Source organism: Rickettsia parkeri, from assembly GCF_051427245.1.
Lineage (GTDB): Bacteria > Pseudomonadota > Alphaproteobacteria > Rickettsiales > Rickettsiaceae > Rickettsia > Rickettsia rickettsii.
In genome coordinates this window covers 623,091-637,712 of sequence record NZ_CP195774.1, presented here as the reverse complement: position 1 = coordinate 637,712, position 14,622 = coordinate 623,091, and the positions used below count along the sequence as shown (strand labels likewise).

The window sequence follows — 14,622 nt, the reverse complement described above, 5'->3', positions numbered from 1 at the left end:
CATATATCTTTTTTAAACTCAAGTTTACATTCCATAACATGAATAGAAGCAATAATAAAAATAATTATAAACTTTAAAATTACTTGAATAATTTTCATATAATCAATCTAGGTACTATGTAGCTATACAGCATTAAACCTTTGTCGGTAAGATAGATATTTTCATCTAGTCTAATTAAGTCTAACGCTTGATAATGCTTAAGATTATTCATATCTAAAATATTCTCTAATTTCGTGTTTAATTTCTGCTCTAATGTAGAAATATTTATACCTTTGCTAAGGCGTAAACCCATCATTAGCATTTCTTCAATAATCTCTTGATGTGTTAACTTAGTATTAGTTTGAATACCAACATTTTTTGTTTTAACCGCATCTAACCATTTTTCAGGTTTATGCCACATCATAATTGCCGATACCGAACTTGAGGATTCAATGATTCTACTATGAGCTCCGGGGCCTATACCTAAATAGCTATTATAATTCCAATAAGTTAAATTATGCAAACATTCATACCCTATCATAGCATAATTGGATATTTCATATCTAAAATACTTTTTAGATTCTAGATAATGATTAGTCCATTCATACATTTCAGCTGCCGCATCTGAATGCGGCAAAATCAGATTACCCTCCTTAAATAATTTATAACACGGCGTACCTTTTTCGATAGTCAATTGATAAAGAGAAATATGTGAGGTAGCGAGCTGCATAGCTTGTTTTAATTCTTCTTGCCAGTCTTTTAATGTCTGACCGCTACGTGCATATATTAAATCAAATGACACTCGTAGAAAAATCGTATTTGCCACCTCAATTGTTTTAATGGCCTGCATACAATCATGAGTTCTACCTAATTTTTTTAAATCGTCCTCTTTTAAGGATTGCACTCCTATTGAAATACGATTAATTCCGGCGGCTTTGAATGCTTTAAATTTTTCAGTTTCAAATGATGTGGGATTAGTTTCTAGAGTTATCTCGGTTTGATTATCAATAATTGCTAGATTACTGATTTTATTTATTATTCCTTCAACTATTACAGGATTCATTAAAGAGGGAGTACCGCCCCCAAAAAAAATAGATTTTATATATTTATTTTGAATAATATCCTTAAAATATTCAATTTCAGTTTCATAAGATTTAAGCCACTGATTATGATCTATAGTACTTGCTACATGAGAATTAAAATCACAATACGGACATTTGGACAAACAAAAAGGCCAATGAATATAAATACTTAAATCATTAGCCATAACTCTCATATTTTGTATTTTTGCTAGTGCTAACTTAGGTTTTGTGGACATTGCTAAAAAGATTTAATTTTGGTTATTTTTTGCTACAAATTATAAGATTTTTTTGAAATATGAATAACTATTTCTACAAAAATCTTATTAATTTTCGCTAAAAAAGACCTCAAAATAGCAAATCAATTAGCAATGTCCACAAAACCTAGCATTTTCTTTGATGTTATTCAAGGTGTATGATAAAACACTATTCTAATTCAAAGAAAACTTTAAATAAAGCTTTTAATTTAATAGATATTATTAAAATAATAAAAAAAATTACCCACTATTTTATAATTTTTTGTGTTCAAGCTATGGGAAGTAATAATGAACAAATATATAACCCAAAAAACACTAAATTTCTAGAAGAAACTGAAGCTCTAAAATGGGCAAAAGAGCGTACTGATAAAACAGCAAAGGCTTGCCAATCTATGCCTACTTATAAGGTAGTTAAGAAAGAACTAGAATCTGTTTGCTATGATCAAAGAAAAACTCCTTTTGGTGCTATACGTAAAGGTTACGTGTATAATTTTTGTATGGATTATAAAAACCCGCAAGGGTTATGGCGTAGGACATTAGTTGAGAATTACTCGAAAGATAAACCAAAGTGGGAAGTTCTAATCGATTTTGATAAATTATCCAAAAAACTCGGTAAAAAAGTAATGTATAGAGGTGGGAGTGATTGTTTTCAAAATCCTAATCGTTTCTTAATTACCATGTCATTTGGCGGTAAGGATGAGATGTTTTTTAGAGCATGGGATTTAGAGAAAAAGATTTTGTAAAAAATGGTTTTGAACCAAAAACAAGTAGCGGGAAATTACTAGAAGGTAAATTTACTGTCCCTACTTGGGTTGATCAAGATACTATTATATTTATCCAGTTTTGCATCAAGAGGAAGTGACTGACTCTTTATATCCTAGCTTGCTCTACATATGGAAGCGAGGAGAACCTATAGAGAAAGCCAAAAAACTATTTGAAATACCAAAGAATTATATACGTGTATCAGCCAGTAAGCTTTTACCGATAATATTTCTTCATCTTTAATATTTATATCTGTAAATAAGGCTTTTTATAATTACGATAATTATATTTTAGATACTAAAGATGAGAGCTTAAAATTACAAAAAATAAATATGCCATCAGATGCAATACCTGAAGGTTCTTTTAAAGCATATGTATTTTGGCTACTGCGTTCCGATTGGCAATTTAAAGATAGTAATATAGAGCAGGTTCACTTGTTGCCATACACTACGCTGATCTTCTAAAAGAAGATAGCGATAAATCTAGCTTAAAAATATTATTTACCCCAACAGAGAGGGAAGTATTGTATTTTGTAGGAATGACTAAAGATACGGTATTTTTAACTAGCTATGAGAATGTTATTTTCAAAAGTAGTAACATTTACATTAGAAAATCATGAATGGATAAAACCGGTAACTTTACTGTCTTATGAAAATACAATTTTTGGTATGTTGTCTGATGATGAGGAAGAAGATGCATTAATTACTATAGAAAATTCTATAGTTCCTCCCACTATCTATTTATGGGATAAAACTCATGAATTAAAAGTTATTAGAAAGCCTTTATATCCGTTTGATAGCAAAAATTATGTTGTAGATCAAAAGGAAGCTACAAGCTCGGATGGAGTTAAAATACCATATTTTATTGTCTATAAAAAAGGTACAAAGATTGTAAGAATCCAACATTACTTGAAGCATACAGCGGTTTTCAAGTAATCAACTCTCCATATTTCTCTCGCATGGAAAATGAAGTATGGGTTAAACATGGCGGGGTTAGTGTTCTTGCTAATATTAGAGGTGGCGGAGAGTTTGGTCCTGAGTGGCATAAGGCGACTCAAGGAATAAAACGTCAAACCGGCTTGAATGATTTTATTGCCGTAGCAGAGGATTTAATAAAGCAAAATATTACTAGTCCTGAGTATTTAGGAATTAAAGGAGGAAGTAACGGCGGATTGCTAGTAAGTGTTGCAATGACACAGCGTCCTGATTTATTTGGAGCTATATAGCATGTGAAGTGCCGATACTTGATACGATACGATATAAAGAATTCGGAGCAGGACATTCATGGGGTACAGAATATAGTGAGAAGATTTAGTACATATCAAAAAATATGCACCGCTAGAGAATTTATCTTTAACGCAAAAATACCAAGCTGTGTTAATTACAGATTTCAGTATTAGAGCAGCGTGTACACCCATGACATGGAAGAATTTTTGAGTATGTGCTTGAGAAAAACCCAAATACTAAAACTTACTTTCTAGGAAGTGTAGATAGTGGGCATGGTAGTGGGAGTGATTTAAAAGATAGTGCCAATTATTTGATCAATATTTATATATTTTTTGCAAATGCTTTGAAATTAAAAATTAATTAAATTTAATACTAGGTCAATATGTGTTACTTATTATACTACTGGATAGTTTAAAAAAAACCGTCGATGTCATTCCTGCAAAGACACATGGGTGTCAACTTAAGGAAAAGGTCACTCCGTGGCTTGACCACAGGATCCATATAATTTTAGTATTTTTAACTGGATCCCGCAATCAAGTCGGCATTGTTGCATGGATCGGAAAACCTACTCGATGTCATTCCCACGTAGGCGGGAATCCAGAAAAATAACTTCAATATTGTTACAGAAGTTACATACTTGATAAAATAACCATACAAACACTTGTTTTTATATGCTTGACTGGATTTCCGCTTCGCAGGAATGACATAATGTAGATATAATATAAATTCAAGAAAACAATTTTCCAATTCCGCTACGTAATAGATTTTTAGGATTCATTTTACTGGCTTTTTTCATTATCTCGCTTATTTGTTTATATTGCTTTAGCAAAATATTTACCTTTTGTACCGTAGTTCCTGCTCCAACAGCTATACGTTTCCTACGAGAAGCATTAATTATATCGGGATTTTTACGTTCTTTTGGCGTCATAGATAAAATAATTGCTTCTTGATGTTCAATTATTTTACTATTTAATTTTGATTGATCTATTTGATCCATAATTTTACCGCTACCCGGTAACATACTAAGTATACTTCCAAAACCTCCCATTTTTTTTATACTTCTCATTTGCTGAAGATAATCATTTAAATCAAACTTACCCTTTTTTAATTTAGCTGCCGTTTTTTCGGTTTCTTCTCTATCAACAATACTAGCTGCTTTTTCAACAAAAGAGATAATATCACCCATATCCAGTATTCGAGAAGCTAAACGTTCAGCATCAAATTCTTCTAAATCAATTAGGTTTTCACCGCTACTTAAAAATTTAATCGGCTTTTTAGTAATATATTTTACACTGAGTGCTGCACCCCCCTTGGAATCGCCGTCAATTCTAGATAAAATTAATCCTGAAATTGCTAACTTTTCATTAAAACTACTTGCCGTAACTACTGCATCCTGCCCTGTCATACTGTCGATTACTAACAAAGTTTCTGTAGGCTCCACTATCTTTTTTATTGCAAGCGCTTCCTCCATCATCGCTTTATCAATTTGTGTACGACCTGCCGTATCATAAATTACGACATCATAAGCAGAAATTTTAGCCTCAGCAATAGCTCTTTTGACAATATCGAGGGGTTTCTCACCTTGCACAATAGGTAATGAATTAATCTGTACTGAGTTTGCAAGTATAGCGAGTTGCTCTTGTGCGGCCGGTCTGTAAGTATCCAAAGAAACAAGTAAAACTTTCTTATTTTGATTTCTAAGCCGTAAAGCAAGCTTACTACTCGCCGTAGTTTTACCACTCCCTTGCAGCCCTACCATTAGGAAATTTACGGGCGGCTTTGAATTTAAATTTAGCTTTGTCTCACTTTTACTTGAAGCTAAGAGATTGATCATCTCTTCATGGATAATTTTAATTATCATCTGTCCAGGTGAAACAGACTTAATAACCTCCTGCCCTAAAGCTTTCTGTTTAACTTCCGCTATAAAATCTTTTATCACCGGTAATGCAACATCTGACTCTAAAAGAGCCACTCTTATATCCCGCATAGCAGCATCTATTTGGGCTTCCGTCAAAATGCCTGAGCTAACTAGCTTATCAAAAATCTTCGTTAAATTTTGTGTTAAAGTTTTAAACATGCAAATAATTTAATTTATAAAGTTCCTAAAACCTAATATATACTACGAGTAAATGAACAATAGTCAAAATAAAACATAAATTAAATTTATATTCTAGAGGGAAGCCGCTTTCTATCTTGAATATCTATTAACTATTAAAAAAAAAGGAGTATCTCAATATATTTTGTTGTTTTATGGATAACATAGAAAGGAACGTAGTGATATCGTGTTAATTACTAGAAAACTCATTCACCACTAATATATAACTTGTTTTTAAGTCCAAATCATAATCAATGGTATTATATATTAACTTTTTTATGTCGGTAAATTTTTGCAGTAAATATGAAGGGTGTCTATTTGATAGTTTATTAAAAATCTTATTTTCCAAATCTAGAAGTTCAATATTAACGTTGGCAGATTTTTTAAGGATTCTATTCATTAATAATAATAAATTATCAATAAAATCTAGCCATAATTCTCGGTCTTTAGTAGTAAAGCGATGAATAAAATCTAACGTTTTGTTATCTGCTATCGACTGAATAAACTCGGAATATAATTCGTTTTTAGTATGATGGATAGATGATCTAACATTAATTTTAAAACATCTTGATCTAATTGTAGAAATAATACTTGCAGCTCTTGAAGTAATTAAAAAAATGTAACTATTCTTTGGTGCATCTTCAAGAATTTTTAAGCATGAATTCGCTGCATTCAAATTCATAAGCTCTGCCGAATAAATTATTGCAACTTTATAACCTGAAATTGCAGAAGTTTTACTTAAGAAGTCTTGTAATTTTCTTATTTGTTCAATAGAAATATTTTTAGCATTAGATGTAGCTGAAGTTTCCCTAGCGATGAAATGATAATCAGGATTGTTGTCAAGAGGAATGCTATTCTTAAAAAGCTTAATATATATAAACTCTTCTAAATCTTTTAAAGCTTGCTCTATATTTTCGGCTTCGATAAGCCAACTATTGTATAGCTTATTATGTTTTAAGTTAAACTCTAGGCGTTCAATTATCAATGGTTGTAATATCATTATGAATTGTACTTAAGAAGTATTCTATATCATTCCGGCTTTTGCAGAGCATTATTGCATGAGCTGGTTTTTCTAGTGTCACCCCGCAAGCGTGTAACGGGGTTCGGAAATTATTAGTACTGTAAATACGTTACTTCTTTTAATTACAAGCTTCTTTCATTTTTCTTCCGGCTCTAAAAGTAGGTTGATTGTAAGCATCTATTTTCATTTTTGCTCCGGTTTTTGGGTTACGACCCTCACGTGCTTTTCTATGATGTATTTCAAATGAACCAAAACCTGTTATATTAATATTATGGTGGCTCTTTATAGCACTAATCACACTATCAAGAACTAAATTAAGTGCTTTCTCGGCTTCAGCTTTTGTTAATGTTTTATGTGAAGCATGTTTATGATTATGACCATGGTCGGTCATAAATGCTATAAACTCGGTTTTATTCATTTTTTTTGGTTCTTTTGTGTTATGTGTACTCATAATAAAATCAATTCTCCTTTGATAGGTTAATATGTATTGATGTTTTTTTATAAAACAATATATACAACTGGCAATAATATACATCAATATATTTTTTATGTGAGTTAATTATAACAAACTACCCACATACTGCAAATGCCAGTTATTTACAAAATTTAAAATATATACGTTATTATATTAATTTATAGAAAAATGTAGCCATTTTACATCAGTTATACTGTTAAAACTATCTTAATCAAGTAATTAAAGTGAAAATTTATCGTTAAAACCTTAATGTACATAAAAAGTGGAAACCGTCTTTCACCTTTTATATAGAATATTTCTAACCGAATAGCAGATTATGTAATAATTCACTATACACATTAATTTAGAATAAAATTTTTAATCCAATGTTATTGTCTAAAATTTGTATTAAACGCCCTGTCTTTGCTACAGTTTTGAATTTGGTTATCGTAGCTCTTGGAGCAATTTTTTTTACCAAACTACAAATTAGAGGTACTCCGGATATTTCAGTTCCTATTATAAATGTCGAAGCTCATTATGCAGGTGCCGATGCCTTATATATGGAGCAAGAAATAACGACACGTATAGAAAAAGCTTTAAAGACGGTTAAAAATTTAGATTATATAACTTCTCAAAGTTCTACCGGCGAAAGTAGTATTACTTTATCGTTTCTATTATCTACCGATATTGAAGTAGCACTAAACGATGTCCGCGCCAAAATATCGGATATCACTTATATGTTCCCGCAAGATATGAAAACCCCGTCAGTTACAAAACTTGATGCCGATAGTTTCCCAAGCCTCTTCATAAGCATTGAAAGTGATCAATATAGCGATTTAGAATTAACAAAGATCGTCGAAGATAATCTACAAACACCGTTAGATAAACTTGAAAGCGTAGGACAGTCACAAATTTACGGCGGTCGGGAATATATAATGAGAATAGAACCCGATTCTAAAAAATTATATCAACATAAAATTTCTTTATTGGAGATTGAATCCGCAATAAAAGAGCAAAACAAAGATTATCCCGCAGGTACGATTAAAACAAAAAGCAATAATTTTATAGTAACTCTTGCAGGTTCTTTATCTACACCGGAAGAATTCGGTAATATTATTCTAAAAGTACAAAACGGAGGTATCATAAAATTACGAGATATAGCAAAAATATCTTTAACTTCTCACGATGAGGACATAATTTTTAGATATAACGGCAAAAGCTCTATTGCCCTTGGTCTTATAAAAGAATCAAAAGCTAACGTCATAGATTTATCACATGAAGTAACTAAAGCACTAGAAAGAATTAAAGAATCCATGCCCAAAGGAATAAGCATGGGTATCGCATATGATGCAGCAACACCTGTAAAAGCATCAATTTATGCAGTATTTCAAACAATTTTTGAAGCTTTAATATTAGTAGTTTTAGTCACTTATTTATTTCTTGCTTCTGCTAAAATTACCTTAATTCCGTTTGTAACGATTCCGGTATCGTTGATCGGTACTTTTAGCGTAATGTATGCTTTTGGATTTTCTATTAATATATTTACGCTCCTTGCTATGATACTTGCTATAGGTTTAGTGGTCGATGATGCGATAGTTATGCTTGAAAACATTTTTAGATATAATGAAATGGGGCATAAACCCATGGAAGCGGCTATGCTTGCTTCTAAAGAAATCGGCTTTGCAATCATTGCTATGACTATTACGCTTGCTGCCGTATTTTTACCCGTGGGTTTTATAGAGGGTTTTATCGGGAAATTATTTATTGAATTTGCTTGGACTTTAGCATTTTGTGTTTTGTTCTCAGGATTTGTTGCTTTAACTTTAACTCCTATGATGTCAAGCCGTATGGTTACAAAACATAATACGGACTTACCGAAATTCTTAGTAAAGTTTAACGACATTCTACAATTTATTCAAAATAAATATATTTACTATCTAAAGCTAACTTTTGACAATCAAAAGAAATTTGTCATCATTATTGCATCATCATTTATAGTGCTGATTATTAGTTTTAAATTTACTCAAAAAATTTTCGTACCCCAAGAAGATGATGGATTCTTACAAGTTTCTCTTAAAGGTCCTGAAGGTTCTAATTTAGAATCTTCTACTAAAGTAGTGAAAGAAGCCGAAAAAATTCTTGCTAATTATAAAGATATATTAGGTTATCTGATGGTAATAGGTGCAGGCGGTAGCGATAACGTTTTTGGATTCATTCCTCTAAAAAATTGGGGTGAGCGTTCTTGTTCCCAAGAAACTATTAAGAATATGTTAAATAAGCAGTTTTCTGAAATACCGGGCATGTCGATTTACGCTATGGATCCACGTTCAATGGTTAGCGGGAATGCAAGTAGCCCTATCGAGTTTACTATTCAAACGAACCTTAAATATGATGATCTAGATAAAATATCACAACAATTTATTGATATAATGAAAACAAATCCTATTTTCTTAAACGTCAATAGAAATTTACAATCGGCAATGCCGACTATAAGTATAGAAGTCAACCGTGATAAGGCTTATTTATACGGAATGGATTTGGCAAATATAGGCAAAACGGTACAATATTTACTTGCAGGTCAACAAATCGGGCATTTTAGAATGAGTAATGATTTATATGACGTTATATTACAATTTAATCAAAAAGATCGAAAAGATATTAGCGATTTTAGTAAAATTTTAATCAGAGCAAAAAATAATAATATGTTACCGCTTGAATCGATAGCCAATATTACGGAAAAAATATCAGTAAAATCATATAGTCATTATAATAATTCAAAATCCGTTACTATTTCTTCCGATCTTGCTCCTGACAGGAAAATTGATGATGCAATTAATGAAATCAATAAAATAGCCGCTAAGTTACTTGATCCTAGTAATACTATAATTGAATATATCGGAGAAATTAAACAAATGAGAGAGGCAGACAGTAATATGCTTATAACATTTGTGTTTGCTCTTATATTTATCTATTTAGTGCTTGCAGCTCAATTTGAAAGCTTTACTGACCCTTTATTAATATTACTCGCCGTACCTTTCTCAATAACCGGTGGTGTACTTGCTCTCTGGCTTGCCGGTAATAGCCTTAATATGTATAGTAATATCGGACTTATTACTTTAATTGGATTAATTACTAAGAATTCTATTATGATAGTAGAATTTGCTAATCAGCTAAGAGCAAAAGGAGTAAAGGTTCAAGAAGCTATAATAGAATCCTCAAAACTTCGCTTGCGTCCAATTCTTATGACTACTCTTGCTGCCGTAGTCGGAGCTTTACCTCTAGTTTTTGCAGACGGGGCCAGTGCTGCTGCTCGTAATTCTATAGGCTTTGTAATAGTTGGAGGATTAAGCATCGGTACTATATTTACAATTTTTGTTATACCTGTAATATATCACACTTTTAAGAAGGATTAATAAATTATAGAATTATAAAATTTAGTAGACATATAGCTCAAAATGAGGAATGATTATTTTACGTTAGTTTTGTTGCATGGTTCGGAAAACGCATGTAGTGTCATCCCGAGGCCTCGCCACGGGATCCAAAAATGTAACTCATAATACTAGTGTAATTTTAGTATTTTAACTGGACCCCGCTATCAAGTTGTGGGATGACAGAGGTATGAGCCACACAACAAGGTCTTTTACGTTTAACTAAAAGGAGATTAAATATGTTAATAAATACTTCTAATAATCCACTTATTACTACTGTACATTTATTATCTTCTATAGGTGCTATAAATTGGGGCTTAGTCGGATTATTTAATTTTAATTTAGTCACACTTTTATTTGGCTCATCTCCAATTATTGTTACAATACTTTATATAACTATAGGCTTTTGTGGTGTATATTCTTTCCTTTGTTTAGGTAAGCTATTTTGTAAACCCGGAATAGAAAAGGCGAAGTAACTCTACCTTTTCGTCATTGCGAGCAGCCGTAGGCTGCGTGGCAATCTCATGAAATCATAACAAACTCCTGAGATTGCTTCGTCAATTGCTATGCAATTTCCTCGCAATGACTACCTAACAACCTCACTTGTGCTATAGCAGTTATTGCTGCTGTTTCAGCACGTAATATATTACTTCCTAAACTTATAGATTTTGTATTCTTATATGAGGCAAGAAGTTCCAGCTCATCATTAGTAAAGCCTCCCTCCGGTCCTACAATAATAGTTATATCACTATTACTAAGTGATGATGAAATTCGTAATATAGAATTTTCTTCTTTTTCATGTTCATTAGCATATAACATCAAATTATTATTCTTTTTTAGGTAATCTTGTATTGTGATAGCTTTTTCAATTATCGGGGGAGTAAGACGTTCTGATTGCTCTGTTGCCTCAATAACACATTTTGTTAAACGTTCGATATTTACCGATCTAAATTGACACCACCTAGTAATTAACGGAATAATTTTAGTTATACCGAGTTGCGTAGCCATATTTATTGCAAGCATTAATTTATCTTGCTTTATTATAGCAACAGCAAGAGTTAACGTAGATTCTGTATAAGGCTTTTTTAACTGTTCTTTAAGTCTAACCGATAGGTTATTTTTACCTATATCGTTAATTTGTGCTAGAAATTCTCCATCCGTACCGTTAAAGAGACGTAAGCCATCATTTACTTTAAGACGTAGCACCGTTTTGACATAATGAACATGATGATCACTTGCTAATTCTATCTTGCTATTTTCAGCTAAACGACTATTAATATAAATACGGTTATATTTCATATATTTAGTACTATGGACGATAAAAAAGATAATAGACATCTTTCCAAACCAGCTTATAGAGAGGAATGTACAGGAGACACGGAACGCAGCACTACAGCGTATATGGACATACGTGAGGATGTGAGTACCGGATCGACGTCTAAATTACCTCTAGAAGCGAAGTTTGTAAAGATATCTAATAATATATCAGAAAAAGAAAATTTACCAAAAGAAAAAGAAATTGGCGGTGTTAAAGGTCTAGAACCGACAAGATACGGGGACTGGCAGCATAAAGGTAAAGTCACAGATTTCTAATGCCTTGCCTTCAACACACTAAAATTTTACCCTATAAACCGCAAGAATTGTTTGATTTGGTCTGGGATGTAAAATCTTATCCTAAATTCTTGCCTTGGTGTTCTGCTTCTAGAATTATTTCAGAAAATAATCAAGAGGTTATTGCTGAATTAGTAATTCAGTTAAAAGGCTTTTCAGAAAAATATAACTCACGAGTTACAAGCGAAATAACAGATGATGGAATATATTTGATTAATACGGTAGCTATTTCAGGACCTTTTGAATATTTAAAAAGTACTTGGCAATTTGTTCCATGCACAGCAGGAACTGCATTAAAATTCTTTATTGATTTTAAAATGAAATCCGTAATACTGGATAAATTAATCGGCACTTATTTTACCAAAGCAACCGAAAAAATGATTATAGCTTTCGAAAGGAGAGCTAAAGAGGTTATTAAATAAAAAAGAGTAAGGTTATAGATCTATAACCTTACTCTTTAGAAAGTTTTGTATTTAGTTACTAGGCAATATCAGATATATATCCTGCATCTCCCTCATCTCCTAAGATTTGAGTTTGATCACCATTAAGACTATTATAATCAAAGCTATAAAACTGCTCTTCTTGTTCTTCACCAGTACTGGAAGTATGATAATTAAATAATTTTTCATAAGCTTCATTTATTTCAGCATATTTCTGTATTTCTTTTGAAAGTTCTACTACTTTATTTTGTATAGCTTTTTCTGTACCATGCCATAACTTACTTGTCAAATTTGGCTTGTATTCTGCTAATTGGTTATCTTTGTAACTTTCTCTCTTTGCAACAGTTCCTAAACTTAAAGCTTTTTCAATATCGTCACTTGAATAGCCATTTTGTATTAGCTGCTGAATAATACAAGCATGTAAAGGAAGAATACTAGTATCTAGAACTAATTTATTTGTATATTGTCCTTTCACGCCAGGTATTACCTGATATAACACACGATCTGTTGATTCTACTATTTCATAGCCACCATTATATTTGTAACCAACGCCGTCTCCCGTTAAACTTAAGGTTGGTACGCGAGTTATTGCATTAGATATTATCTTAGCGTTTGTTCCTTCAATATATTTACCGGTAAATTTATCTATACCGTTTTTATCTATAGCAGTACCGTATACAAAACTTCCTAACCCCGAAGTAGCCAAATACTCTTCAACTTTAGTTGCTTCATGAGCTTGAGTAAAAAGCTTTATTTGTTCATTACTCTCCATAATGCCTTTTGCCCCATAACTAGTACCAAAAACACCCCATGTTATTAAAGGTATTTTGCTTAACCAACTACTAAATGAAAACAAACTACTTACTCCTACAAAAAAGCTTCCTGATGCTAATTTTGTATAAAAACTATAATCTGCTTTTGCTTTTTCTATTAAAGATAAGTAAGTAATCGGTTTATTACTTCCGAATAAGTTTTGTATTAATAATTTCAACATAGTCTATCTCCTAATTTAAATCACCATATTTCATGGTTGTAAATGCATTATATAACAAAAGTAATCAAATATCAATCCTTTATTTAATAATAGATTAATCTTTGACTTGACATTTTTTAGAAAAAACCATATTTTATGGTAATATTGATCAAAAAGAGGTAGATATGCCTACGTACAAAAATTCTAAACATATTAGCACTAAAAAGCTTGCTTATATAGGTTTAGACCTCGCATATAAAACAGATGATTTAAATATTTATAAGCTAAAAGCATCAAAGGTCAATGAACAATTAACAGATAGCGGCTGGGAAATACTGACTGCTTCATGTGATAATATCAACACTGCTAAATATGCTTATAAAGCCGTCGCATTTATAAATAAAGACACTAAAGAAGTTCATATTGCTAGTGCCGGCACAAAATTCAATATATATGATTTATTAGACGACTTGCTTATCGCGCTGCACTACTTACCTACTAAACTAACTCCAATTCAGGATTTTGTTAATGAAATAATTAACAAATTAGGCGGCTTAAGTAAAGCCACAGAATATAGTTTTAATACTAGCGGTCATTCACTTGGAGCAATCATTGCAGATTTAACCTTAGTAGAAATACATTCTCGCAACCTACATTTTAATAAATCTACAACTTTTGACAGCCCTGGCTCAAAACCGATAATTGAAAGAGGCATAGAAAAAAATTTATTTACCGGAAAAGTAACAACTTCAATAAAAGAGCTAGCTACCCATTCTAAGATATATAATGCAAAACATAATCTTATTAATATTACTAATAAGCATTTTGGACAAACAACAATGGTACTTCCTGGTAAAAAAACAACACTATCACAATCAGAAGAATGGGCATCATATTTATATAATTTTGCCAAACAAAAAGTTACAAAATATCTAGGAATTAATGGAATAGTCGAAGGCTTTGAAGAAATCATAGCCGGAATCAGTAAACATGGACTTGTTAATTTTTCTGATTTGAAACAGAATATTACTTTAACCATAGATGATTGGGAAGCAGCAACACCAAAATATGCTAAAAATACTCTAAATTTAAAAAATAATTTATATAATCAAATAGTTGAAACTGAAACCGGAGCTAATTTAGTTGGGATGTATAATAATTTTCAAAGCTGCAATCAAGAATATGCTCAGGAAGTCCAAACAACAGGAGATATAAGTAATTATCATCTATATCCTCTAATATGTTAAATAAAAAAATAAATTTATAGGCAGAAATCACCTTTCGCCTTTCATATTCA

At 31.6% G+C, this 14,622-nt stretch carries 11 protein-coding genes and 1 pseudogene; 6 read left to right on the top strand and 6 right to left on the bottom strand.

Annotated features, from left to right (window positions below):
* Nucleotides 1–94 precede the first annotated feature (94 nt).
* Complete coding sequence (hemW, locus tag ACSFFC_RS03580) at nucleotides 95–1,297, bottom strand: radical SAM family heme chaperone HemW (RefSeq protein WP_014410408.1); 1,203 nt, start codon at nucleotides 1,295–1,297, stop codon at nucleotides 95–97.
* Nucleotides 1,298–1,545: 248 nt separating this feature from the next.
* Between hemW and ACSFFC_RS03575 the strand changes: the two are divergent.
* A pseudogene (locus tag ACSFFC_RS03575) lies at nucleotides 1,546–3,667 on the top strand (prolyl oligopeptidase family serine peptidase).
* 363 nt (nucleotides 3,668–4,030) lie between these two features.
* On the opposite strand, the gene ffh reads toward ACSFFC_RS03575, so the two are convergent.
* The 3 genes from ffh to ACSFFC_RS03560 form a co-directional block, all read right to left on the bottom strand.
* Nucleotides 4,031–5,380 (bottom strand): signal recognition particle protein, encoded by a 1,350-nt coding sequence (ffh, locus tag ACSFFC_RS03570; protein ID WP_014410402.1) that lies wholly within the window; start codon nucleotides 5,378–5,380, stop codon nucleotides 4,031–4,033.
* A 208-nt stretch (nucleotides 5,381–5,588) separates the two neighbouring features.
* Nucleotides 5,589–6,398 (bottom strand): DNA polymerase III delta subunit-related protein, encoded by an 810-nt coding sequence (locus tag ACSFFC_RS03565; RefSeq protein WP_010976879.1) that lies wholly within the window; start codon nucleotides 6,396–6,398, stop codon nucleotides 5,589–5,591.
* Between the two features lie 139 nt (nucleotides 6,399–6,537).
* Complete coding sequence (locus ACSFFC_RS03560) at nucleotides 6,538–6,870, bottom strand: HU family DNA-binding protein (protein ID WP_004996579.1); 333 nt, start codon at nucleotides 6,868–6,870, stop codon at nucleotides 6,538–6,540.
* Nucleotides 6,871–7,259: 389 nt separating this feature from the next.
* Here ACSFFC_RS03560 and ACSFFC_RS03555 point away from each other — a divergent pair, with 389 nt between their 5' ends.
* Together ACSFFC_RS03555 and ACSFFC_RS03550 are read left to right on the top strand one after the other, a co-directional pair.
* Complete coding sequence (locus ACSFFC_RS03555) at nucleotides 7,260–10,286, top strand: efflux RND transporter permease subunit (protein WP_014410401.1); 3,027 nt, start codon at nucleotides 7,260–7,262, stop codon at nucleotides 10,284–10,286.
* A gap of 254 nt (nucleotides 10,287–10,540) precedes the next feature.
* Nucleotides 10,541–10,777 carry a DUF378 domain-containing protein gene (locus ACSFFC_RS03550; RefSeq protein WP_014410400.1) on the top strand — a complete coding sequence of 79 codons (237 nt, stop codon included), beginning with the start codon at nucleotides 10,541–10,543 and terminating at the stop codon, nucleotides 10,775–10,777.
* An 88-nt stretch (nucleotides 10,778–10,865) separates the two neighbouring features.
* Here ACSFFC_RS03550 and ACSFFC_RS03545 read toward each other — a convergent pair whose 3' ends face one another.
* Nucleotides 10,866–11,600 (bottom strand): 16S rRNA (uracil(1498)-N(3))-methyltransferase, encoded by a 735-nt coding sequence (locus ACSFFC_RS03545; protein ID WP_004996584.1) that lies wholly within the window; start codon nucleotides 11,598–11,600, stop codon nucleotides 10,866–10,868.
* 12 nt (nucleotides 11,601–11,612) lie between these two features.
* On the opposite strand from ACSFFC_RS03545, the gene ACSFFC_RS03540 reads away from it, so the two are divergent.
* Both ACSFFC_RS03540 and ACSFFC_RS03535 read left to right on the top strand, forming a co-directional pair.
* Entirely contained in the window at nucleotides 11,613–11,894 is a 282-nt protein-coding gene (locus tag ACSFFC_RS03540) for a DUF1674 domain-containing protein (RefSeq protein ID WP_004996593.1), read from the top strand.
* Nucleotides 11,894–12,334 carry a type II toxin-antitoxin system RatA family toxin gene (locus tag ACSFFC_RS03535; protein WP_004996594.1) on the top strand — a complete coding sequence of 147 codons (441 nt, stop codon included), beginning with the start codon at nucleotides 11,894–11,896 and terminating at the stop codon, nucleotides 12,332–12,334. The genes ACSFFC_RS03540 and ACSFFC_RS03535 overlap by 1 nt, the downstream gene beginning before the upstream one ends.
* Nucleotides 12,335–12,392: 58 nt before the next feature.
* Here ACSFFC_RS03535 and srfB read toward each other — a convergent pair whose 3' ends face one another.
* Nucleotides 12,393–13,346 carry an effector protein SrfB gene (srfB, locus tag ACSFFC_RS03530; protein ID WP_014410399.1) on the bottom strand — a complete coding sequence of 318 codons (954 nt, stop codon included), beginning with the start codon at nucleotides 13,344–13,346 and terminating at the stop codon, nucleotides 12,393–12,395.
* Between the two features lie 164 nt (nucleotides 13,347–13,510).
* On the opposite strand from srfB, the gene rlip reads away from it, so the two are divergent.
* Nucleotides 13,511–14,572 (top strand): secreted effector lipase Rlip, encoded by a 1,062-nt coding sequence (gene rlip / locus ACSFFC_RS03525; protein ID WP_014410398.1) that lies wholly within the window; start codon nucleotides 13,511–13,513, stop codon nucleotides 14,570–14,572.
* The last annotated feature ends 50 nt before the right edge of the window (nucleotides 14,573–14,622 follow it).